Here is a 21263-nt window from a genome sequence, read left to right as displayed (position 1 = left end):
GCGGAGAGGTGCCCCGGACTCTGTCTTCGTACCGCATCCGCGGATCATGGAACTGCGCCATCCTTGACTTTGGCGCCGAAGCAGCTTCGGCCCGCCCTGTGACGTTCCCGGTCTGTCGAGGTGCACGCTCATGAAGTCCCGATCGACGCTTGCGACTTGGCTGAGCGAACTCGACGGTTCCCGCCTGGCACGCGTACTCGCCATGCGGAAGGACGCAGCCTCCTCTCCGGAACCACGCTCGGTGGGGGAACTGGCGGACCGTCTCCAACGTCCGGGGTCCGTGGCACTCGTCCTGCGGCAACTCACGCTGCCGTGCTTGCAGGCCGCCGAGGCGCTGGCAGCCCTGGGAGCACGAGCGACCCGGGACAGCCTCGCGGAGTTGCTCGGCTCGACATCCCCTGCGGCGGTACACGCGCTGGACGCGACCCTGGAGGCGCTGTCGGATCGGGCGCTCGTGTGGCACGACGGCAACGAGGCACTCCGCATGCCTACGCCCTTGCGGCAGGCGTGGAGCACGCCCCTGGGACTTGACGCCCCGCTGGAAGAGCTGCTGGCCGGCACCACCTCGGAGGAACTGCGCGGCATGCTGGCGATCCTGGGGATCAAGCCACCCGGCACCAAGCAGCAGCGACTCGCGGCTCTGGTGGAGCATCACAGTGACGCGGAACGGGTCGCCGCGTTGGTGGCGGGGGCACCGGCGGCCACACGGAAGTTGCTTGAGCAGAGCGCCAGGTCCACGCCGCGTCAGTCACTGTTCGACGTGTTCGGGGCTCCTGGCCGCGACCTCCGACCAGGCGCCCGATGGGCACTCGACCGCGGGCTTCTGCTCCAGGACCGTCACCGGTACGGGCCCGTCCGGATGCCGGTCGAGGTGGCCTTGGCTCTGCGGGGCACCGATTGGCACGCTCCGTTCGAACCTCTGCCGCCCGTCGCACAGTTGGTGCCCATCACCTCCTTGGAGGTGGAGCGGGAGGCCGCGGTGGCCGCCACCGCGTTCGCGGCCCAGGCCGCCTCCGTCCTTTCGGCGTGCGCGACCGCTCCACCGACCCGGCTGAAGTCGGGCGGGATCGGCGCGCGTGAACTGGCCCGGCTCGGCAAGGCCGCCCAAGCGGACGACGCCGTCGTACGCATCGCCCTGGAGACCGCGTACGCCGCCGGACTGCTGGCCCGCGACGGCGATCGCGTACCTCCCACCGAGGCGTACGACGCCTGGGCCGAGCAGGAGCCCGCACAACAACTCGCCGTACTGCTCCGGGCATGGCGGGACCTGCCGCTCACCCCCACCCGGGCGCGCGACGAGGACAACAAGGCGCTTCCCGCGCTCGCCGGTGCGCCAGACTGCGGCGGCTGTCTGCAGGCCCGCCACGGGCTGCTCACCGCGGCAGCGGGGCTCCCGGCAGGACAGGGTGTGAAGGTCGCTTCGGAGCTGGGGCCACTCGTGGCCTGGCACCGTCCGCTCGCCGACGACGCCTCGCCCGAGGACACGGCACCGTTCAGCACCGTGATCCGCGAAGGCGAACTGCTGGGCGTGCTGGCACGGGGTGCGCTATCCCCACTCGGTGCCCACCTTGCGGCCCACGCCGACGAAGAGCTCGACAGCACGGCCCGGCGGCTGCTGCCCCCCGCGACCACGACGGCCCGGATCGGCGCCGACCTCACCGCCGTCGTCACCGGCACCCCGTCCGCGCGACTCGCGGCGCTGCTGGATTCGATGGCCGACCGGGAGACCAGTGGCACGGCGTCGGTATGGCGCTTCAGCGCCGGCAGCATCCGCCGGGCCCTGGACGCCGGCCGCACCCCGGACGACATCACAGCCGACCTGGCAGCCGGCTCCGCCACGGCCCTGCCACAGCCGCTGACCTATCTCATCGCCGACACCGCACGAGGTCACGGACGGGTGCGCATCGCCCCCGCGGCCTGTGTCATCCACGGCGACGAACCCGCGCTCCTCGCCGAACTCGCCGCCCACCGCGCACTGTCCAAGCTCGCCCTGCGGCAGCTCGCCCCGACGGTCCTGGTCAGCGGCAGCCCACCCGCGACGACTCTCGCCGCGCTCCGTGCTGCGGGCTACGCCCCGGTCGCCGAGACCGCCGGGGGAACGGTACGCATCGAAAAGCGCGTGCCTCAGAGGGCCGCCGCTGCCGTCCCTCCCCCGCGAAGGAACGTCGGGCGGCGCGGCCCCCGGACCACCGCAACCCGCGCCTCGGACATGCCCACCGACGCCGGGATGGACGTCCTGGCCGACCGGCTGCTCAAGACCCCGCCGACGTCCCCCACTCTCGGCTTCGCTCGATCGGGGGGACCCCCATCGGAACCCGACCCGTTCGGCAGCGGGGTGCCTTTCGCGACGGACACCGAGGAGATCGTCGCCGGATACGCGAAGCACCTGTCGTACAGCGACATCCGCCAGGTCGCCCATGCCATCGACACCGGTGCGGCGATCACGGTCGAGTACATCGCCACCTCGGGCAACCGGACCGTACGCACCCTCAGCGACCTGGAACTCGACCCGCCCTACCTCGACGCCTGGTGCCACCTGCGCGAAGCGGAACGCGTCTTCACTCTCTCCCGCATCCATAGCGTGATGCCCGCGTAGGGCTCGGCGGCCGGGCCGGGTACCCGGATGCCCGAATATGCCACCTCGCGGGACACCTCGCGAGATATACTTGACCCCATATTTGATATCAAGGAGGCACTCGTGAGTCGGACGGTTATCGACCTGGACGACGACCTGGTCGCGGACGTGGCTAAAGCCCTCGGGACGAGCACCAAGAAGGAGACAGTCAACACCGCTCTTCGCGAGGTGCTGGAGAGTCGGCGTCGCGCCCTGGCTCTCGCCCGGCTGCGGGCCGCGGCCGGGGACGGCGCATTCGATCTGGAGCTGTTCGAGGACAAGGGGAACTACCGCCGGTGAACGCGGCCCAGTTCCTGATCGACACCAGCGCGCTCGCCCGGTTCATGCGCGAGGACGCGGAGCAGTACGGCTGGGACCAGGCGGCAGCCGCCGGACTCATCGCCACCTGCCCGATCACCGAGCTTGAGTTCTTCTACAGCGCCCGGTCGGCTGCCGACAGGGCGCGCGGCATCGAGGACATGCGACTGATCTTCGGTTGGGTTCCCGTCGACGACCGCGCCTACGACCGCGCCCGGCAGGTCCAGAAAGCTCTCACCAAGCAGGGAAAGCATCGCAGTGCGGGTGCGGTGGATCTCGTCCTCGCCGCGACGGCTGAGCTGCAAGGGCTCACCCTCCTGCACCGCGACCACGACTTCGCCTGCATCGCGGCAGTGACCGGCCAGGCTCTCCAGTGGTACGGCCCGGAGAGCGGCAAATAGGCGGGCGTGGTTGCAGTTCCGGTTGCATTCGCCTCCGTACAGCACCGTTCAGGAGCCCCACCCGCCACAGCCGCACCGCAGGTCAGAGCCCTCCCGCACTTCACCGATCCGGTGACATCCGGTTCAGCCGCCTAGGATGCTGCGTGCCATGTCCATGATCACCATCCCATCGGCCGCAGCCTCATCCGACCCGACAGGGGTCCTGATCTTCCTCGCAGCCCTGGGGCCACAGCCGTCTTCATCGGAGCGAGGTGGGCCTTCAACCTGCGCGGTGCCGTAGACGCAACGCCGGCGCGCCGACGGGCCGCTCTGGAGCTGCGGGGCCGGCTCACGGGCAACCTGAGCCTCGCAGACACCTGGAGCCTCGGCCCCGGGTTCTTCAAGCTCGTCGGCAGCGTCGTAGCCGTGGCGGGGCTCGCCCTGTTGGCACTGAGCCTGATCCTCGCGACCAACTGAGCCGCACACAGGCACCAGCAGCCCTCCGGGGTGTCAGACGACACCCCGGAGCGTGTCGCCTACCTGGTCCGGGACGCCGAGGATGAGGAGCACAGTCGCTGCGGTGTGGCGAGCGTCATGGAGGCGGCCGTCTCGTACGCCGGCGTCCCGAAGCAGCCGCTTCCAGATGTGGAAGTCGGTGCTCGGGCTCAGCGGCCCGCCGTGGCTGCGCCGCGGTCGGCGACGCGAAGACGTACCCCTTGCCCTCCCAGTCGGCACCGGCCACGATCCGCTCCCGTTTCTGGGCTTCCTGGTGCTGCCGGAAGATCTTGAGTACTTGGGGCGCGGCCGGTTCTTGCGAAGGGGACCGTCTCGGCGGCTCGCTCCCGTCTCCGCCCCGCTCCAGCCCTGCAAGCGTGAGGGAGTGGCGCTACTGGCGGTGACGGGACGACCCTGTTCTCGGTGGCAGAGTCAATGTGATTTGTCGGACGAGTTGCTGAAAGCATGCCAGGGACGCGAGCGCGGGGAGGGCGGCTCCGGCGATACCGGTGAAGGTCTTGTCGGCCTGAGCTACGCACAGCATCATCGCGACGGAGGAAAACAGCAGAACGATGAACCATGAGTGCAGAGCCCGGCGCTGATGCAAGGCGGTTCGCAGGATGGAGAGAGAGGCCACCATCCAGGGGCCGTACACGAGAAGAGGCCACTGAGGAATCATCCCGCTCTCCGCGCCGGACGAGATGTTCTGCAGAGGCCCGTAGGCCACCATGCCGCCGAAGACGCTGACCATCGCCACGATGACGGAAACGAAGGCGACGATGACGAAGCTGCCGGTCTGCAACCACTTGAGCCGGAGTTTTCGGGCTCGATTCTTCCGATGCCCAGCAGAGCGTCGGATGGGCGGCAGCTGGGCGGTGATCTGCGCCAGGTTCTCCATCGGGTCGGTGAAGTCGACGCCGGAGGGCGACTCGCTGCGGGGTGGCGGCACGGCCGCCTGCTCCGGCGGAACAGCCTCCTGCAAGAGGTAGGCGAGTTCCTCGACCGGGTCCCAGCCCGAGTCGGGGGGTGCCATGGGAACCCCTGAGTGCACGGCGTCGACAGGACTTCCGTGCCAGCCAGTACCCGACCCGTACGTGTATGCGTCGGAATACCATTCACGCCGCGCAAAGGAGGGATCTGCATAGTCGTGATTCATGGATTTCCGCCCCCGTCACGCGTGGCCCGCGTGACAGCCGGACTCTTCCTGGTCGTTCCACCGCTGATTGAGTTCCTCCTGGACCGCCTCCAGCAGCACAAGGAACTCGCGGAGCAGTGACTCGGTAACCTGGACGTCGACCCGCGCGCCGCCCCCGTGCAAGGTGCTACGCGACTCAAGCGTTGGGCGTGCCACACCGGGCAGGTAAGTGTATTTCCCCGCTGTCACATCACGGGTCGCAGGCAGTTCATCCTTCCCCGTGCCGCGGTGAGGCAAGCCATGGGACCTTGCTTTCGTCATATCCCGCTAACGCCGCTCCCTCTCCTCCAGATGCGCGGCAAAAGAGTGACCCTGACGTGGGGAAACGTTGATGAGAGCGTTTCTTAATTAATGTAATCCGCGCCTCACTCCGCACGTTATGAGTCGAGCGGTTTGTCTTCTCAATTCCCCTTGAGTAGTAAATAGGATTCGCCGCCAGTAGACATGGGTGAGGAATCCCGGAGGTGCCCCGGTGGTGCGACGCCCGCCAAGGGGGAACCTGCCCTCAAGCGGCACCCTCGGATCACGGGATACGCCATCCTTGTCCCGATCGACGCCGGCGACATGGCTGGGCAGCCTCGACGCCTCTCGTCTGGCACGCGTGCTCGGGACGCGGAAGGACGCCGCGTCCCCTCCGGGACCGCGTTCGGTGGGGGAGTTGGCAGGACCGTCTGCGGCGCACGGTCGCCGTCGACCCGGACTCCTTGGCGACCCGACTGCTGGCAACCCCGCCCATGCTTCCCGGCCCCGCGCCGTTCCACGGAGGGACCGCCCTTCGCCACGGACACCGAGGAGATCGTCGCAGGATGGGCGAAGCACCTGCCGTACAGCGACGTCCGCCAGCTCGCGCATGCCATCCTCGCGCATGCCATCGATGCCGGTCAGGCCATCACCGTCGAGTACGTCGCCACCTCGGGCAACCGGACCGTGCGCACCCTCAGCCGCCTCCTGCTCGACCCGCCCTACCTCGAAGGCTGGTGTCACCTGCGGGACGCCGAGCGCGTTTTCACCCTCTCCCGCATCCACAGTGTCATGAGCGTCATGCCCGACTGAGGGAGCCGTCCCAGAGCCGGCCCGCACCCCCGGACGGAGACCGCCGTTCGCTGAAGTCGTCGTCGCCCTGGCCGGAAGCCCGTTCGTCCTCAGTCCGCCGTGGTGGCGTCGCGCAGGTCGAGGGTCCAGTTCTGGCCGACGAGATCGTGGCCGAAGCTGTGGTGGGGTTCCTCGTCGGCGAGGGTGAAGCCGAAGCTCTCGTAGATCTTGCGCGCGGACACCAGGACGTCGTTGGTCCACAGCGTCACCTGCCGGTAGCCGGCCTCGCGGGCGAAGGTCAGGCAGTCCTCGACGAGACGGGTGCCGAGGCCGAGACCCCGGGCGGCCGGGGTGACGAGCAGGATGCGCAGCCTGGCCACCCCCGGCCGGTCGTCGGCGACCAGGAAGACGCAGCCCGCGCGCTCGCCGTCGACCTCGGCGATCCAGCCCGCCTCCACGGCCGGGTCGTGCCGGGTGCCGTAGTCGGCGACGATCCCGGCCACCAGGGCCTCGAACCGGGTGTCCCAGCCGAACTGCCGCTCGTAGATCTCGCCGTGGGCCATCACGACCCAGCCCAGGTCGCCCGGACGGTCGGCGCGGCGCACGACGACGTGCCGCCGGGGGGCGTCGGAGGACATGCCCTTCCCCTCCCTCCCTTTCCGTCTCGTATCGACTACCCAACGCTACTGACACGTTCGTGTCAGTGGATTTAGGCTAGGTCCATGTCCCCGAGAACGGCAACCCCGTCCGCGCGGCAGGTCGAACTGCTGGAGGCCGCCTACCGGTACGCGCTCACCCACGGTCTCGCCGACCTGTCGCTGCGCCCGCTGGCCGAGGCCGTCGGATCCAGCACCCGGGTGCTGATGTTCCTGTTCGGCAACAAGGACGGGCTGGTGCGGGCGCTGCTGGAACGGGCCCGCACCGACGAGCTGGCGCTCCTGGACCGCCTGAGGCGGGCCGACCACCCCGTCGGTCTGGTCCCGGCGGTCGACCAGGTCTGGACATGGCTCGCCGCCGACGAACACCGCCCGCTGCTGCGGCTGTGGGCGGAGGCGTACGCCCGCTCCCTCGTCGAACCCGACGGCGCCTGGGCCGGCTTCGCCCGCGCCACCGTGGACGACTGGCTCGACGTCCTCGCCGCCTGCCAGCCGCGCGCCGAGCGGGACGGCGAGGACGGCTCCACCCGTCGCACCCTGGCGCTGGCGGTCCTGCGGGGCGCCCTGCTCGACCTCCTCGCCACGGACGACGTGCCCCGGGTCACCGCCGCCGTCCAGCGGCAGCTCGCCCTGCTGCGCGGCTGAGACGGCGGACAGGGAGACTCGGAAGGTGATCGTCGAACGCGCGTACGCGCATGTCGCCTCGCCCGACGCGGGGGAATGGCCCTGGTCCGTGCCCTGTGTGCGCGGGCTCGTGGCGGACGGGCTGCGCTTCACCGCGCCGGTGACCTATCTGGTCGGTGAGAACGGCTCGGGCAAGTCGACCCTGGTCGAGGCGCTCGCCGAGGGCTTCGGCCTGGACTCCTGGGGCGGCTCGCACGACTGGCGCTACGCCAGCCACCGCCCCAAGTCCGTACTGGGCGAGCGGATCCGCTTCGACGCGGCGCCGCGCGGGCGGTCCATGCTGGGCAGCTGGTCCGCCCGCAAGGGCTTCTTCCTGCGTGCGGAGACCGCGCTGGACGCGCTGGACCGGGAGGGGTTCGCACCGGACTCGGTCAGTCACGGCGAGGGGTTCCTCGCGGCGTTCCGGGGGAAGTTCCTCCAGCCCGGCCTGTATGTGATGGACGAGCCGGAGGCGGCGCTGTCGTTCACCTCCTGCCTCGAACTGCTCGGCCACATCGACCAGTTGGTGAAGCGCGGCGGCCAGGTCATCTGCGCCACGCACTCCCCGCTGCTGACCGCGCTGCCCGGTGCGGACATCGTCGAGGTCGGCGACCACGGCATGCGCCGGGTGGCCTGGGGCGAACTCGCCCTGGTCGACCACTGGCGCCGCTACCTCGCCGACCCGCAGGCCTATCTGCGGCACGTCCTGGACTGACGGGCGCACCACCCACCCCCTTCGACCATCCGTCGCCGCACCACAAGCACCACTCCAGGCACCAGCACCCCCCTCACCCCATCTACATCTACCCCACTCACCCCTCTGTCCCCCTCCGCCCCTCCGCCCCTCCGCCCTCACCCCACATCAGCCGTTCGGCGTCCCCCCACCGCTCGGACCCCCGTCGTTCATGCGGACTTCTCAGAATCTGCACGTCCCCAGCGTGTACGTCCTTGCCGCCCACGGGAGTTGAGCATGAGTCATGGTCACAGTCATGAGCACGGTCATCACCATCACCACCACCACGACGGCGGCGGTGACGCCACCTCCCTCCCGCTCGCCCTCGACCTGTCGGTGCCCGACGAGGAGCTGACCCCCAGCCAGCTGTCGCGGCGCTCCATGCTGCGCCGCACCGGTCTGCTGGGCGCGGGCCTCGCGGCCGGAAGCGTCCTCGCCGGGTCGGGGCAGGCCGCGGCCGCGGTCCCCACCTCGACGGGCTCGTCCGGCTCGTACGGCTCGTACGGCGACCGCGCCGGCGGCTTCCTGTGGCTGGCCGGTGACCACCACATCCACACGCAGTACAGCTCCGACGGCAAATACCGGGTCATCGACCACGTGCGGCAGGCCAACGCGCACGGTCTGGACTGGATGGTCATCACCGACCACGGCAGCGAGACGCACGCCAAGATCGGTGTGGAGAAGGTCAACCCGGACATCGTCGCCGCCCGGGACAAGATCGACGACACGCTGGTCTTCCAGGGCCTGGAGTGGAACATCCCGGCCGCCGAGCACGGCACGGTCTTCGTGCACCCCGGCAAGAACGAGGTGGCCGTCCTCAAGGAGTTCGAAACCTCCTTCGACGGCTCGGTGAAGAAGGCGAGCAGCAGCACGCCGGCGAACGAGGCGCTCGCCATCGCGGGCCTCAACTTCCTCGCCGAGCAGGTCCAGCGCCGCAAGGTGAAGGACGCCCTGTTCCTCGCCAACCACCCGGCCCGCAAGGGCATCGACTCCCCGCACGAGATCCGTGGCTGGCGCGACGCCCAGCCCAGGATCGCCGTCGGCATGGAGGGCGCCCCCGGTCACCAGGCCGGCGGCCTGCCCGCCCCGACCGGCCCCGGCGACGCGCGCGGCATCTACGACAACAGCCCCGGCGCCGACTCCTTCGCCGCCTACCCGCTGGAGAGCTACCGCACCTGGGGCGGCTTCGACTGGATGACCTCCACCGTCGGCGGCCTGTGGGACAGCCTGCTCGCCGAGGGCAAGCCCTGGTGGATCACCGCGAACTCCGACTCCCACAACGTCCACGCCGACTCCGCCGTACGCGGTCCGGGCGGCGACTTCAAGGCCGACGGCCGGTACCCGGACCCGGTCTACGGCGGCGGTCTGAGCCTCGGTGACACCGACTTCTGGCCCGGTCAGTACAGCCGGACGCACGTCGGCGCGGCCTCGTTCTCCTACAAGGCCGTCATGGACGGCATCCGCGCCGGCCGCGTCTGGGTCGACCACGGCGGTCTCATCAGCGGCCTCGACGCCCAGCTGCGCTCCGGCGGCCGCGCGGTGACGCTGGGCGACTCGCTGCACGTCCGGCGCGGCGCCCAGGTCGACCTGGTCATCGAGATCAGCCTGGCCAACGGCCCCAACTGGTCCCAGTTCGTGCCGGTCCTGGCCCGCGTGGACGTCATCCAGGGCGCCGTCACCGGTCCGGTCGCCGACAAGGACGTCTTCACCACGCCGAACACCAAGGTCGTGAAGTCCTTCGAGGTGAACAGGTCCACCGGCTCGGTGCGGCTGACCTACGCGCTCGGCCGGGCCGACAAGCCGTTCTACGTCCGGCTGCGCGGCACCGACGGCAACCGTACGGCCGTCGGCATCCACGGTGCGGCCGTCGACCCGGCGGGTCCCGCGATGGACGTCATCGGCGACGCGGACCCGTGGAAGGACTTGTGGTTCTACTCCAACCCCATGTGGGTCCTGCCCGCATGAGCACCGCGTACGACACGTCCGGCGTCCGCTCCGTGATCGGGGTGGACGCCGGGACGGCGAGCCTGCGGGAGGCCGATCACCTGGTCCACGACCTGGTGGACCGGCTCGGCCTCCCGCCGGGCACGGTCGCCTGCACGCACCTGATCCGCACCGACGAGCGCAGGGGTACGGCCGTCTCCCTCGCCCTGCCCGACGCCGGTGCGGCCGGGGCGGTGTGGACGCGGATCGACGCGCTGGCGGAGCTGGGCGCGGGTGCGGTGCTGGCCGAGCGGGTGTACGGCCCCGCACCGGCGGTATGCGCGGCGGCGCTGGCGGCCGGGGAACACGCCCGGCGCGAGGGTGGGCGGGCCGTGCTCTATCCGGGGGTCGACCGCCTCACGGGCACGGTCACCGTCGCGGACCTGCTCGCCCTGACCGCCGTCGAACGGCTCGTGGTGGTCGGCGCGGCGGGCACGGCGGGCACGGCAGGCACGGCAGGCACGGCAGGCACGGCGGGCACGGCGGGCACGGCGGGCACGGCGGGCAGGGCGGCGAGCACCACAGGCACCACAGGCACCACAGGCACCGCAGGCACCGCAGGCACCGCAGGTGCGACGGCGGCGCCCGGACCCGACCCCGCGACGCCCGTCCTCACCCGCGACCACGTACGGCCCGAATGGCGGGCCGGACGTCTGACCCTCGCCCTCGTCCCGGCGGCGGGCGGCGCGCTCGCGCCGTTCGAAGTCCCCAACCCGACGCCCTGCTGCGCCGATCACGTCTGACGGCGGCGCCCGCCCTTGGATGAGGGATCGCGGGACATTCGGCGCAGGGGCCCGGGTGCCAGGATGGGCGGCATGACGACGATCGAGGGTGAGACCGCGGCCGGGTCAGAACGGGTGCACGAGGCGTTCGTGGCGAATTTTCGACCGGCACGGGGACATCGGCGCGGCGGTGTGCGTCTACCACCACGGCCGACCGGTGGTGGACCTGTGGGGCGGGGTCGCCGACACCGGGACCGGCCGTCCGTGGACGCGGGACACCCTGCAACTGGTCTACTCGGCGACCAAGGGGGTGACCGCCACCGCGGCCCATCTGCTGGCCCAGCGCGGCGCGCTGGACCTGGACGCGCCGGTGGCGGACCACTGGCCGGAGTTCGCCGCACAGGGCAAGGCGGAGATCCCGGTGCGCCAGCTGCTGTCCCACCGGGCCGGCCTCGTCGCGCTGGACGAACCGGTGCCGCTGAAGGAGGCGTTGGCCTGGCAGCCGATGGTGTCCGCACTGGCCGCCCAGCGTCCGCAGTGGACGCCGGGCACGGCGCACGGCTATCACGGCCGGACCTTCGGCTGGCTGGTCGGAGAGGTGATCCGCCGGGTGTCGGGCCGCACGCCGGGCCGTTTCGTCGCCGAGGAGATCGCCGCGCCCCTGGGGCTGGACTTCTTCATCGGCCTGCCGGCCGGGGAACGCGACCGGGTCAGCCGGATGGTGTACCGGCAGCCGGAGGTCGACCTCACCACCCTGCCTCCGGAGTCGATCCCCCCGGAGTTCCGCGAACTGGTCGCCGCCCTGCGCGACCCGGACTCGCTCAGCAACCGGGCGTTCACGGTCACCGACCCGGCCGAGATCGACTTCGACTCGCCCGAGGTGCAGGCCGCGGAAATGCCGGCCTCCAACGGCATCGGCACCGCACACGGGCTGGCCGGTATGTACACGGCGCTGATCGGCGAGGTGGACGGCGTACGGCTGCTCGCCCCCGACACCGTCGCGGCGGCGGCCCGGGAACAGGCCGCCGGGACGGACCGGGTGATGCTGATCCCCAGCCGGTTCGGCTCCGGGTACATGCTGCCCACGGAGACGAACCCGATGACCGGACCGGGCTCCTTCGGCCACGCCGGCCGCGGCGGCTCCCTCGCCTTCGCCGACCCGGACCACGGCATCGCCTTCGCCTACGTGATGAACCACATCGTCGAAACCCCCGACGACCCTCGTGCGGCGTCCCTGGTCGAGGCGGTACGAAGGTCACTGACCTGACGGACCACGTCCGCTCCCCCGTGACCGGCCGGATCCCGGCAGAGCCCGACCCGACCGTGGACCGGCCGGCGCGGTGGCTGTCATGATCGGCGGATGGCGAACGGACGACTGCCGGCGGGCTGGACCCTGGACGAGATCCGCGAGGTCTCCGGCGACCGGGAGGCGATCCCCCTCGACACCGACCGCACGGTGACGGGCCGGCCGGTGTGGGACGAGTGGCTCCGCCCCGAGATCGTCCTGGGCTTCCACGATCTCTGCCTGGTGAAGGCCTTCGATGACGACGACTGGTACATGGGCACCCTGAACGCCGACGGCAGCATCACCTGCTGGAGCGCCTACGCCGACTTCCACGAGGCCCTCCGCGGCCTGTAGCCCACCACCGGCCGACCCGGCCCCTCCTCCTGGCCCGAACGTCGTACCAGGAGCAGGGCCACGCGGCCGGGGCGAGCGGCTGAGCGCACGCGGCTAGGCAGCCCGAGCCTCCCGGGTCGGGAAGGTCAGGAGGATCAGGGACAGGGTGAGGATCGCCAGGCCGGACCAGGAGGGCAGGGGGAGGCGTTCGTCGAGGAGGGTGACGCCCAGGACCGCCGCCACGGCGGGTTCCGCCAGGGTCAGGGACGTGGCGACCGACGCGGGTGTGCGGCGCAGGCCGTGTCCGAAGAGCCGGTAGGCCAGGAAGACGGTGAAGACGGCGAGGTAGACGGCCACCGCCCCGCCGCGGCCCGTCGTCAGCCAGTGCGGGCCCGTGAGCAGGACCAACGGCAGGACGAGCAGCCCGGCCGCGCCGAACAGCACGCCCATCACCGCGCCGGAGGAGTGCCCGTGGGTGATGAGCCGGCCGCCGATGTGTGAGTAGACGGCGTAGGAGAGGCCGCCGCAGGCGGCGAGCGCCACGCCCGTCAGGTCCATCGGGGTGGACCGGCCGGACAGCTCAGGACCCAGGACCAGCAGGGTGCAGCCCAGCACCGCCGCCGCGGTCGCCGCGGTCCAGCGGGCCGTGGGCCGGGCCCGGCCGGTGAGCCAGGACAGCAGGCCGGCGAAGACCGGGGCGCTGCCGAGCGCGATCACGGTGGCCACGGCCACGCCGGTGCGGGCCACCGCAGGGTAGTAGGTGACCGGATAACCGGCCACGGCGAGCGCGCCCATGACGAGCAGCCACCGCTCACGCCGGGTGCAGCGGGCGGGCAGGGAGCGGGCACCCCGCGCCGTGAGGAACAGCAGGAGGCCGCCGAGGGTGAGACCGGCGCAGCCGATGGCCGCCGCCGGCGCACCGGCCGGGGCCAGGGAGCCGGCCGTACCCGTCGTACCCCACATGACGGCCGCGATCAGGATGGGGGCGGGGCCGCCGAGGAGGCCGGTGGTGCGGGAAGGCCGCGTGCCGACGGGCGTCGTCGGGCGCGCGGGAGAGAGGGGAGAGGTGCGGTTCGGCACAGTCGTGAACTTTCCGTCGTCGCATCGTCTGGGAATCGATCCGAAACGGGCGCACGACAGAACCCCCTGACCCGGACATGGGCCGGTAGGGGGCGGGGATCACACCGCCGGTGTCTGCGCCCGGTCAGGCGCAGAGAGGCGGGAGAACGACGTGCCAGTAGGTGTTCACCCCATGAGGTTACCTACCCGGGCCCCATCGGGGGCCCGTCGTCCGCTCAGCGGACGATCTCCACCGGCTGCGTCTCGCTCACCTGGTCGACGTCCGACACGCGGACGGTCGCCTTCATCTCCCAGGTGCCGGGGATGGGCAGGTTGAGGTCGTCGGAGGCCCAGTAGCCGCCGCGGTCGACGAGCTTGGCGTCGAGCGGGCCGATGTCCTGGCTCGGCAGGGTGAAGGACAGCCGGAGTTCGGGGATGCTGACGAACCCGCCGTCGGGGCCGTAGACCACGGCCTGTACGGCGTTGGCGCCGACCCGGCCCGGGTCGAGGGTGACCTGGACCTTGCCGCGGACGCCCCGGCCGGCGTCGAAGGGAATGACGGTGACCGAGGCGACGGGCAGTCCGGCGGTCTGTTCCGCGGCGGCCGCCTCGGCGGCCGCCCGGCCGGGCAGGGTGCCCGTCAGGATCGTCGTCAGCAGCAGCACGACGACGGACACGGCGACCTCGGCGAGGACCGAACGGCGCAGCGCCCGGCGCCGGGCGTCCCCGGCCGGGACGGCCGGCCGGGGCGCGTCGCCATCCGAGGCGACCGGTTCCCGCTCCCTTTTCGATTCCCTTTCCGACTCCGGTTCCTGTTCCGGTTCCGTGGCCGGGAGGGACACCGCCATACCCGACGAGCCGCCCACGAGGGCGGCCACCGGCTCCCGTACACGGGTCGCCACCCGCACGGCCGTCCCCTGCCGCAGCGTCCGCCGCGACCACGCGCCCGCCGCCAGCAGCAGCGCCACCGCGGCCAGCTTGGCGAGCAGGAGCCGTCCGTACGTCGTGTCCGTCAGCGCCGACCAGGAGCCGAGGCCGCGCCAGGACTGGTAGACGCCGGTCACGACGAGGACGCTCACCGAGGCGCCGGCCAGCCGGGAGAAGCGGGTGACCACGGTGGACGGCACGGAGGCGCGGTGCAGCAGGATCAGCAGGGCCGAAAGGCCGCCCAGCCAGAGGGCCATGGCCAGCAGGTGCAGCACCGAGGAGGTCATCGCGGCCGGCACCTGAATGCCGGCCGACGCGTGTTCGGCGGCGGCCCAGGTCAGCGCGAGGCCGACGGCGAGCGCGCCGCCGGTGGCGAGGGCGGCCCGGGACGGCTGTGCGCGCCTGCTCTGCCGCACCAGGAGGACGGCGGCCGCCGCCAGCAGGGCGAGGCGGGCCAGCAGGGCCAGGCCGGGGCGGCTGCCGAGGGTCCTGGTCAGGCCGGACGGGTCGAACAGGTCGGCGGGGCCGGTGCCGGCCTCGTAGGGGCCGCGCAGGGCGAGGAGGAAGACCGTCGATCCGGCCAGCGCCCAGCCGCCCGCGAGCAGCGGCACGCGCAGCGGGCGGCGGTCCGGCGGGCGGCAGATCGCGACGAAGGCCGCCGTGCCGATGAGCAGGGCGGCGCCGATGTACGCGAGGTCGCGGCCGATGTTGTAGAGGCCGTCGGTGACCGGATTCTCGGTGGCGGTGGAGGGCAGGACGGCCCGGGTCGCGGAGGGCTCGCCGACGGAGAAGGTGAACGCGCCGGATACCGGGTGGCTGTCCTCGGACACCACCCGCCAGGCCACCGTGAACGTGCCGGTGCCCAGCTTCTCGGGGAGGGCGACCGTCACGGTGTCCGAACGGCCCTCCACGTGCCCCGACTTCCCCGTCCGCACCCGCTGGTTGTCGGGGTCCAGGACGCGGAAGGAGTCGTCGAGCAGCCCTACGGATTCGGTGAAGGTGAGGGTGATGCCGCGGGGGGACGACTTGACGACGCTTCCGTCGGCGGGGTCGGTGCTGCTGAGGGCCGCGTGCGCCGAGGCCGGTCCGCTGCCGAGGAGGAGCAGGACCAGCACGGTGCCCAGCAGCACCAGCCCTTGAAGTCCTCGCCGCCCACTGCTCCGTCGTCCGCCATCGCGCCCTTCGCTCACGTCACCGCTCCGTCTTGCTCGAGACTCGCGTGCTCGGGGGTACGTACGGATGCATACGCCATGCGGTTCACCCCAGCATCCGGCCGGTCACGGCGTCCAGCTCAGGACCGCGTCGGGTTCACCACGTGGGCCGCGCCGACACCCCGCCGTCCACCACCAGGTCGTGACCGGTCACCCAGGAGGCGAGGGGCGAGGCGAGGAAAACGCAGGCGTCGCCGACGTCCTCCGGGCGGCCCAGCCGGCCGACCGCGACCGCCTCCCGCCACCGCCGCACCCCCTCCGGCCAGGCCTGGGCGAGGCCGTCCCGTTCGATGAGGCCGGGCGAGACCGTGTTGACGCGGATGCCGTAGCGCCCGTACTCCTGGGCGGCCGCGCGGGCGTGCATCACCACCGCGGCCTTGGCGGCGGCGTAGTGGGCGTGTCCCGGGGCCGGCATCCGGGCCTCCACGGAGGCGATGTGGGTGATCGTCCCGCCGTGCTCCCGCATCACCTCGGCCGCCGCCTGGGTGCAGGCGAACACGCTGGTCAGGTTGGTGTCGACGACCGTCCGCCAGTCCGCCGCCGGCATCCCGGGCAGCTCCCGGACCGGCTGCACGCCCGCGTTGTTCACCAGCGCGTCGAGCCGTCCGCCGCCCCACTCGGCGGCCTCGGCCACCAGCCGCCGGCACTCCTCCTCGACGGTCAGGTCGGCGCCCGGCAGCACGAGCGCCCGGGGGCCGATCTCCCGGGCGAGCGCCTCGGCCGCCGCCACCGCGGTACGGCAGTGCAGGGCGACTGCCGCGCCCTCCTGGGCGAACCGCAGCGCGATACCGCGTCCGATGCCGCCGCCCGCGCCCGTGATCAGGGCCGTGCGGCCCGCCAGCAAGGTCATGGACGGCACAGTCGCGCGATCAGGGCGGCCCGGTCCGGATAACGCGCCGTCAGCCGGTCCGCCTCCCCGTGTTCGTAGTCCCCGTAGGTGAATCCGGGGGCCATCGTGCAGCCGAAGAAGCTCCAGGCGCCCCGGGACCGCGCCCCCATCCACGTGCGGGCGGGGACCGTGAACTGCGGGTGCTGTCCGCCGCGCAGGTCGGGGCCGAGCACCGCGGTGCGGGAGGTGCCGTCGGGGGCGAGGAGGAGGAGTTCCAGCGGGTCGCCGAGGTAGTGGTGCCAGACCTCGTCGGCGGGCAGGCGGTGCAGGGCCGAGTAGTCGTCGGCGGTGAGCAGCGCGACGATCGCGGAGCCGGCCGGACGGCCGTCCGGCCCTTCGGGCCCCGCCCAGGTACGGCGGAACAGGCCGCCCTCGCGGGGGATCGGCTCCAGGCCGTAGTGACCGACGAGGTCTTCCGGGGTGATCGCAGGAGTCACCCGGGGAAGGCTACCTCCCGCCGCAGGAACGCCAGTTGGGCCTTCTTCTCGGGCAGGTACACGTCCGGCAGGTCGATCTCGGGCAGCGTGACCCGCGGCCCCTCCTCGAAGCCCTGCCGGGCGAACCGCGCGATCGCCTTCTCGTTGCGCACGTCGGGGTCCACGACGACCCGCCGCCGGTCCAGGCCCAGCAGCACGTACGACGCGAGGGTCCCCATCAGCGCGGACGACCAGCCGGACCGCCCGCCCCGCTCGTCCGCGGGCGCGAGGAGCAGGTGTACGCCGATGTCGCCGGGCTCGACCTCGTAGACCTCGCCGACCCGGTCCTCGGCGGGCTCGTAGGTCTGGAGCAGGGCGACCGGGGTGCCGTCCAGCTCGGCCAGGTAGGCGTGGTGGGTGTCGAGGCCGGCCATGTGGGCGTAGATCTCGGCGACCTGGTCCCGGGTCAGGCCGTTCATGCCCCAGAACGCGGCCCGTTCCTCGCGCACCCAGCCGTGGACGACGTCGGCGTCGCCCTCGGCGTCGAGGGGCCGGATGCCGACGGTGCCGAAGCCGTCGACGCGCTGCTCATGGACGTACGAGCGGACGTACGAGTGGGTGTCCGGGTGGGTGCCCGGTTCGGTGCCCGGTTCGGTGCCCGGGTCGGTGTCCGGGTGGGCGACCGGGTGGACGGGGCGGTCAGACATCGCTCTCCTTGGTCAGCTGCGTCCAGTCGGTGACGACCGGGGCCAGCTCGCCCTTGAGCCAGAGGGGCAGCTGGTCGTGGTGGTGGGGGCTGTCGGTCAGGCCCGAGGCGCCGTACGGGACGACCCACAGACTGTCCTCGCGGCGGGCCAGGTCCCAGACGTACCGGGCGGCGGGGCCGCGCGCGGCGAGGTCGGTCCAGCCGGGCACGGCCGAGGTGCACAGCACGCAGTCGTGGTCGCCGGAGAGCGCGGGGCCCTGGTACGCGGGGTCGGGCAGGGCCCGCCAGGGGGCGAGGCGGTGGGAGTCGCCCCAGCGGGCGGCGGGCTGTGCGGCGGCCTCCTCCAGGGCTTCCCGGACGAGCGCCGGCCGGTCGACGCCGTACAGCTCCTCGGCGCGCAGCAGGTGTTCGAGGGCGAAGCCGATGCGCGGGACGAGGGCCAGCCAGGGCAGGAAGACCTCGGGGTAGCCGGGCGGGGTGGTCAGGGCGGCGAAGGCCGGGTGGGCGGCGAGCCGGCGGACGAGCGCGCTGCGGACGGCCGCGTACCGGTACGCCTCCTGGCTGTCGGCGTCCATCCGGCGGTCCCAGGACAGCAGGCGGGCGCGCAGGTCGGCGGCCGGGCCGGTGAGGCCGTCGAGGGCGGCCAGGTGGTCCAGCAGGGGCGCGGCGGAGGCGAGATGGGTGTCGGTGTGGATCGCGGGCATGCCGGCCGCGGACCAGGTGTCCTCGGCGGCCAGCAGGGCCCGGATGCGGTCGGCGCGGTGCGGCGGGGCGAACTCGACGCCGAGCGGGGCGGCCGGGCCCCGCTGGTTGGCCATCACGGCGATCCCGTCGGTGAGGCCGGCGCGGGGCATCGCGTGCCAGCCGGTCCACTCGTGGCCGGGCTCCCAGGCGGGCACCAGCCGGGTGCCGTTGGCCGCGGCGCGCACGGGCACCCGGCCGGCGACCCGGTGCAGCAGACCGCCCTCGGTGTCGGCGGCCTGGACGACGTTGACCGGCTCGGCCCAGGCGTCGAAGGCGGCGTCGACATCGGCGACCCGGCGGGCGCGCAGGAGGGGGAGCAGGGCCTGGAAGCCCAGGTCGGCGGTGACGCGGGGCGGGTAGCGCAGGGCGAGGGCGAGCGGGGTGCCGTCGTCCAGGCCCTCGGGGCCGCCGGCGATCACCGGGCCGCGCTCGGTCTCCAGGACCTCGACCTCGACGGCCTCCTCGCCGGCCACGCGGACGAGTTCGGTGTGCCGGGCGACCCGCCGCCAGGTGCCGTCCGGGCCGAGGGCCTCGACGCCGGCGCCGGTGCGGCGCAGCCGTTCGCGGTAGAGGTCCTGGTAGTCGGCCATGGCGTTGGTGATGGCCCAGGCGACGGTGCCGGTGTGGCCGAAGTGGGCGATGCCGGGGACGCCGGGCACGGCGAGCCCGACGACGTCGAACTCGTCGCAGGCCAGGCGGATCTGCTGGTAGACGCCGGGGTCCTCGACGAAGCGGTGCGGGTCGCCGGCGATGACGGCCTGTCCGGTGACGGTGCGTTCGCCGCTCACCAGCCAGCCGTTGCTGCCGGAGGTGGCGGGGCCGTCGGTGGCGAACAGGCCGACCGCCTCGGGGCCGAGGTGCCGGGCGGCCTCCTCGCGCCAGAGCTTGGCGGGGAACCCGGCGAACAGGATGTGGGTGGAGAGCCAGACGGCGAGCGGGGTCCAGGGCTCCCAGCGGCCGGGGGCGAGGCCGGTCCGCCGGAACTCGGGGGTGACCGCCGTCCCCTCGGCCAGGCCTTCGTTGACGCCGTCGACGTAGGCGCGCACCCAGTCGGCGGTCTCCGGCTCCTCGCGCGCCAGCCGGTCGAAGCAGCGGCGGGCGGTGTCGTCGAGCCGGACGCGGCGGGCGAACACGTCCCAGGGCACGGCCTCCGGGCCGAGGAACGACGCGGAGGTGCCCTGCGCGCGGTGCCGTTCCACCTCCAGCTGCCAGGCGCGGTCGCGGGCGGTGACCAGGCCCTGGGCACGGGCGAGAGCGGGGGCGTCGTCGGCGCGCAGGTGCGGGATGCCCCACGCGTCTCTGTGGATCTCGGTCGTCACGCTGTGGCCCCTCTGTCCCTCTGCTGTGCGGCTGTACCGTGCTTTAGGTTAGCCTTACCTAATCAATCGGTGCAGGAATCGTACGCGAGAGGTGAAGAAGCCATGGCGCAGGGGAGGGGCTGGGAGGGCGCGGTCCTCAGGTTGATGCGGGCGAAGGACTTCACGCTCACCGTCACGGGGGCCGAGGACGTCACCGACGCGTTCCGGCGGGTGCACCTCACCGACGGCGGACTGCTCGCCGCGGCCGGGGTCCACCCGACGATGTGGGTGCGGCTGTGGTTCACCGACGCGGGCAAGCCGCACCAGCGGGCGTACACCCTGGTCGACCCAGACCCGGCGGCCGGCACCTTCTCGCTGGAGTTCGCCCTGCACGAGGGCGCGGCCAGCGACTGGGCGCGGACCGCGAAGCCCGGCGACACCATCGAGGCGACCGTCCAGGGCACCGGCTTCGAGGAGCCCGCCCCCGCCCCCTCGCACGTCCTCGCGATCGGCGACCCGGCCTCGCTGCCCGCCATCAACTCCCTGCTCGCCGAGGGCGCGCTGGGCTCCGCGCCGGCCACGATCTGGTTCGAGGGCGAGGCGGACGGCCTGCCCTTCCACACGGACCCGGACCGGCACGAGACACGCCACGTGCCCCGGGCGGAGTTGGTCGACCGGGTGAAGGCCGAGCTGCCCGCCCTGCTGACGGCCACCGAGCACCCGTACGTCTGGATCGCCTGCGACACGCGGACCACCCGGACACTGTCGGCGTACGTCCGCAAGGAGCTGGGCGTTCCCAAGGACCGGCTGCACGCGCTCGGGTACTGGCGCGCGAGCTGACCCGCCAGGCGGGATCATCGACCCATGGACGTCACCCTGCACCTCGCCCAGGACCCCGAGGCCGACGAACTCCTCGGCCGCTCCCCGCTCGCCGCGCTGGTGGGGATGCTGCTGGACCAGCAGGTCCCGATGGAGTGGGCGTTCAAGGGGCCCCGCACGATCGCCGACCGGCTCGGCACCGACGACCTCGACGCGGCCGAGATCGCCGCCCGGGACCCGGAGGCCTTCTCCGCGCTGCTCTCCGACAAGCCGGCCGTGCACCGCTACCCCGGGTCCATGGCCCAGCGCATCCAGCAGCTGTGCCAGTACCTCGTCGAGCACTACGACGGTGACGCGAGCGCCGTCTGGGAGGGCGTCGGGACCGGCAAGGAGCTGCTGAAGCGGCTCGAGGAGCTGCCCGGGTTCGGCAAGCAGAAGGCACAGATCTTCCTGGCCCTGCTGGGCAAGCAGCTCGGCGTACGGCCCACCGGCTGGCGGGAGGCGGCCGGCGCCTACGGCGAGGAGCACTCCTTCCGCTCGGTCGCCGACATCACCGGCCCGGAGTCCCTGACGAAGGTACGGGCGCACAAGCAGGAGATGAAGGCGGCAGCGAAGGCGGCCAAGGCCGCGAAGAAGTAGGCCGAGGGCGGGCGCCGACGGCGGGCTGTCGGCGGCGGGTGTCGACGGCGGGTGCCGGCCGGGCGCCCCGCCGCGGGTGACGGCCGTGGGTGACGGCCGTGAGTGACGGCCGTGGGTGACGGCCGTGAGTGACGGCCGGGCGCTTC

19 protein-coding genes and 2 pseudogenes are annotated in these 21263 nt (G+C 72.5%); 12 read left to right on the top strand and 9 right to left on the bottom strand.

Annotated elements, in window-relative coordinates; translation table 11 throughout:
- The first annotated feature begins 130 nt into the window (after positions 1–130).
- The 3 genes from ACZ6D7_RS16270 to ACZ6D7_RS16260 all read left to right on the top strand — a co-directional run bounded on the left by ACZ6D7_RS16270 (position 131) and on the right by ACZ6D7_RS16260 (position 3333).
- Positions 131–2596, top strand: a complete 2466-nt coding sequence (locus ACZ6D7_RS16270) for a helicase-associated domain-containing protein (protein ID WP_469490611.1) — start codon at positions 131–133, stop codon at positions 2594–2596.
- A gap of 102 nt (positions 2597–2698) precedes the next feature.
- Entirely contained in the window at positions 2699–2914 is a 216-nt protein-coding gene (locus ACZ6D7_RS16265; protein WP_466220200.1) for a type II toxin-antitoxin system VapB family antitoxin, read from the top strand.
- On the top strand, positions 2911–3333 hold the full coding sequence (locus tag ACZ6D7_RS16260) for a PIN domain-containing protein (RefSeq protein ID WP_469490607.1): 423 nt from the start codon (positions 2911–2913) through the stop codon (positions 3331–3333). Before ACZ6D7_RS16265 ends, ACZ6D7_RS16260 begins: the two co-directional genes overlap by 4 nt.
- Before the next feature lie 498 nt (positions 3334–3831).
- Here ACZ6D7_RS16260 and ACZ6D7_RS16255 read toward each other — a convergent pair.
- Together ACZ6D7_RS16255 and ACZ6D7_RS16250 are read right to left on the bottom strand one after the other, a co-directional pair.
- Positions 3832–4105: pseudogene (locus tag ACZ6D7_RS16255) on the bottom strand (tyrosine-type recombinase/integrase); the annotation flags it as partial.
- A 93-nt stretch (positions 4106–4198) separates the two neighbouring features.
- Positions 4199–4840, bottom strand: coding sequence for a DUF2637 domain-containing protein (locus ACZ6D7_RS16250; protein WP_469490602.1), 642 nt, complete (start codon positions 4838–4840; stop codon positions 4199–4201).
- Between the two features lie 606 nt (positions 4841–5446).
- Between ACZ6D7_RS16250 and ACZ6D7_RS16245 the strand changes: the two genes are divergently transcribed.
- On the top strand, positions 5447–6055 hold the full coding sequence (locus ACZ6D7_RS16245) for a WYL domain-containing protein (RefSeq protein WP_469490598.1): 609 nt from the start codon (positions 5447–5449) through the stop codon (positions 6053–6055).
- Positions 6056–6144: 89 nt separating this feature from the next.
- Here the strand turns inward: ACZ6D7_RS16245 and ACZ6D7_RS16240 are convergent, their stop codons facing one another.
- Positions 6145–6672 (bottom strand): GNAT family N-acetyltransferase, encoded by a 528-nt coding sequence (locus ACZ6D7_RS16240; RefSeq protein WP_469490596.1) that lies wholly within the window; start codon positions 6670–6672, stop codon positions 6145–6147.
- Between the two features lie 84 nt (positions 6673–6756).
- Here ACZ6D7_RS16240 and ACZ6D7_RS16235 point away from each other — a divergent pair, with 84 nt between their 5' ends.
- The 6 genes and pseudogenes from ACZ6D7_RS16235 (at position 6757) to ACZ6D7_RS16210 (ending at position 12430) form a co-directional block, all read left to right on the top strand.
- The gene (locus tag ACZ6D7_RS16235; RefSeq protein ID WP_469490593.1) at positions 6757–7335 is read left to right on the top strand and encodes a TetR/AcrR family transcriptional regulator; all 579 of its coding nucleotides are present in this window, start codon (positions 6757–6759) and stop codon (positions 7333–7335) included.
- A gap of 25 nt (positions 7336–7360) precedes the next feature.
- Complete coding sequence (locus tag ACZ6D7_RS16230; RefSeq protein WP_469490590.1) at positions 7361–8068, top strand: AAA family ATPase; 708 nt, start codon at positions 7361–7363, stop codon at positions 8066–8068.
- A gap of 255 nt (positions 8069–8323) precedes the next feature.
- Positions 8324–10051 (top strand): PHP domain-containing protein, encoded by a 1728-nt coding sequence (locus ACZ6D7_RS16225; protein WP_469490587.1) that lies wholly within the window; start codon positions 8324–8326, stop codon positions 10049–10051.
- Complete coding sequence (locus tag ACZ6D7_RS16220; RefSeq protein ID WP_469490584.1) at positions 10048–10812, top strand: hypothetical protein; 765 nt, start codon at positions 10048–10050, stop codon at positions 10810–10812. The genes ACZ6D7_RS16225 and ACZ6D7_RS16220 overlap by 4 nt, the downstream gene beginning before the upstream one ends.
- A gap of 72 nt (positions 10813–10884) precedes the next feature.
- A pseudogene (locus tag ACZ6D7_RS16215) lies at positions 10885–12058 on the top strand (serine hydrolase domain-containing protein).
- Between the two features lie 93 nt (positions 12059–12151).
- Positions 12152–12430, top strand: a complete 279-nt coding sequence (locus tag ACZ6D7_RS16210) for a hypothetical protein (protein WP_469490581.1) — start codon at positions 12152–12154, stop codon at positions 12428–12430.
- A 93-nt stretch (positions 12431–12523) separates the two neighbouring features.
- On the opposite strand, the gene ACZ6D7_RS16205 is transcribed toward ACZ6D7_RS16210, so the two are convergent.
- The 6 genes from ACZ6D7_RS16205 to ACZ6D7_RS16180 all read right to left on the bottom strand — a co-directional run bounded on the left by ACZ6D7_RS16205 (position 12524) and on the right by ACZ6D7_RS16180 (position 19680).
- A complete protein-coding gene (locus ACZ6D7_RS16205) occupies positions 12524–13489 on the bottom strand; it encodes a DMT family transporter (protein ID WP_469490578.1) in 966 nt (321 codons plus the stop codon).
- Positions 13490–13704: 215 nt separating this feature from the next.
- On the bottom strand, positions 13705–15525 hold the full coding sequence (locus ACZ6D7_RS16200; protein ID WP_469490574.1) for a copper resistance CopC/CopD family protein: 1821 nt from the start codon (positions 15523–15525) through the stop codon (positions 13705–13707).
- 178 nt (positions 15526–15703) lie between these two features.
- Positions 15704–16456, bottom strand: coding sequence for an SDR family NAD(P)-dependent oxidoreductase (locus tag ACZ6D7_RS16195; protein ID WP_469490571.1), 753 nt, complete (start codon positions 16454–16456; stop codon positions 15704–15706).
- The gene (locus ACZ6D7_RS16190; RefSeq protein ID WP_469490568.1) at positions 16453–16932 is read right to left on the bottom strand and encodes a cupin domain-containing protein; all 480 of its coding nucleotides are present in this window, start codon (positions 16930–16932) and stop codon (positions 16453–16455) included. Before ACZ6D7_RS16190 ends, ACZ6D7_RS16195 begins: the two co-directional genes overlap by 4 nt.
- A complete protein-coding gene (locus ACZ6D7_RS16185; RefSeq protein WP_469490564.1) occupies positions 16929–17618 on the bottom strand; it encodes a GNAT family N-acetyltransferase in 690 nt (229 codons plus the stop codon). The genes ACZ6D7_RS16190 and ACZ6D7_RS16185 overlap by 4 nt, the downstream gene beginning before the upstream one ends.
- Complete coding sequence (locus ACZ6D7_RS16180; protein WP_469490561.1) at positions 17611–19680, bottom strand: penicillin acylase family protein; 2070 nt, start codon at positions 19678–19680, stop codon at positions 17611–17613. The genes ACZ6D7_RS16185 and ACZ6D7_RS16180 overlap by 8 nt, the downstream gene beginning before the upstream one ends.
- Positions 19681–19782: 102 nt before the next feature.
- On the opposite strand from ACZ6D7_RS16180, the gene ACZ6D7_RS16175 reads away from it, so the two are divergent.
- Complete coding sequence (locus tag ACZ6D7_RS16175) at positions 19783–20499, top strand: siderophore-interacting protein (RefSeq protein ID WP_469490558.1); 717 nt, start codon at positions 19783–19785, stop codon at positions 20497–20499.
- A 24-nt stretch (positions 20500–20523) separates the two neighbouring features.
- On the top strand, positions 20524–21117 hold the full coding sequence (locus ACZ6D7_RS16170) for an HhH-GPD-type base excision DNA repair protein (RefSeq protein ID WP_469490555.1): 594 nt from the start codon (positions 20524–20526) through the stop codon (positions 21115–21117).
- Positions 21118–21263 lie beyond the last annotated feature (146 nt).

Source organism: Streptomyces sp. NPDC041784 (genome assembly GCF_055591025.1).
The sequence above is the reverse complement of the archived record's forward strand: the minus strand, read 5'-3'. Positions and strand labels throughout refer to the sequence as shown.

Coding starts and splice junctions, on each gene's coding strand:
- ACZ6D7_RS16270 (WP_469490611.1), top strand. CDS start 131: ATGAAGTCCCGATCGACGCTTGCGACTTGGCTGAGCGAACTCGACGGT.
- ACZ6D7_RS16250 (WP_469490602.1), bottom strand. CDS start 4,840: ATGGCACCCCCCGACTCGGGCTGGGACCCGGTCGAGGAACTCGCCTAC.
- ACZ6D7_RS16245 (WP_469490598.1), top strand. CDS start 5,447: ATGGGTGAGGAATCCCGGAGGTGCCCCGGTGGTGCGACGCCCGCCAAG.
- ACZ6D7_RS16240 (WP_469490596.1), bottom strand. CDS start 6,672: ATGTCCTCCGACGCCCCCCGGCGGCACGTCGTCGTGCGCCGCGCCGAC.
- ACZ6D7_RS16235 (WP_469490593.1), top strand. CDS start 6,757: ATGTCCCCGAGAACGGCAACCCCGTCCGCGCGGCAGGTCGAACTGCTG.
- ACZ6D7_RS16225 (WP_469490587.1), top strand. CDS start 8,324: ATGAGTCATGGTCACAGTCATGAGCACGGTCATCACCATCACCACCAC.
- ACZ6D7_RS16220 (WP_469490584.1), top strand. CDS start 10,048: ATGAGCACCGCGTACGACACGTCCGGCGTCCGCTCCGTGATCGGGGTG.
- ACZ6D7_RS16210 (WP_469490581.1), top strand. CDS start 12,152: ATGGCGAACGGACGACTGCCGGCGGGCTGGACCCTGGACGAGATCCGC.
- ACZ6D7_RS16195 (WP_469490571.1), bottom strand. CDS start 16,456: ATGACCTTGCTGGCGGGCCGCACGGCCCTGATCACGGGCGCGGGCGGC.
- ACZ6D7_RS16185 (WP_469490564.1), bottom strand. CDS start 17,618: ATGTCTGACCGCCCCGTCCACCCGGTCGCCCACCCGGACACCGACCCG.
- ACZ6D7_RS16175 (WP_469490558.1), top strand. CDS start 19,783: ATGGCGCAGGGGAGGGGCTGGGAGGGCGCGGTCCTCAGGTTGATGCGG.
- ACZ6D7_RS16170 (WP_469490555.1), top strand. CDS start 20,524: ATGGACGTCACCCTGCACCTCGCCCAGGACCCCGAGGCCGACGAACTC.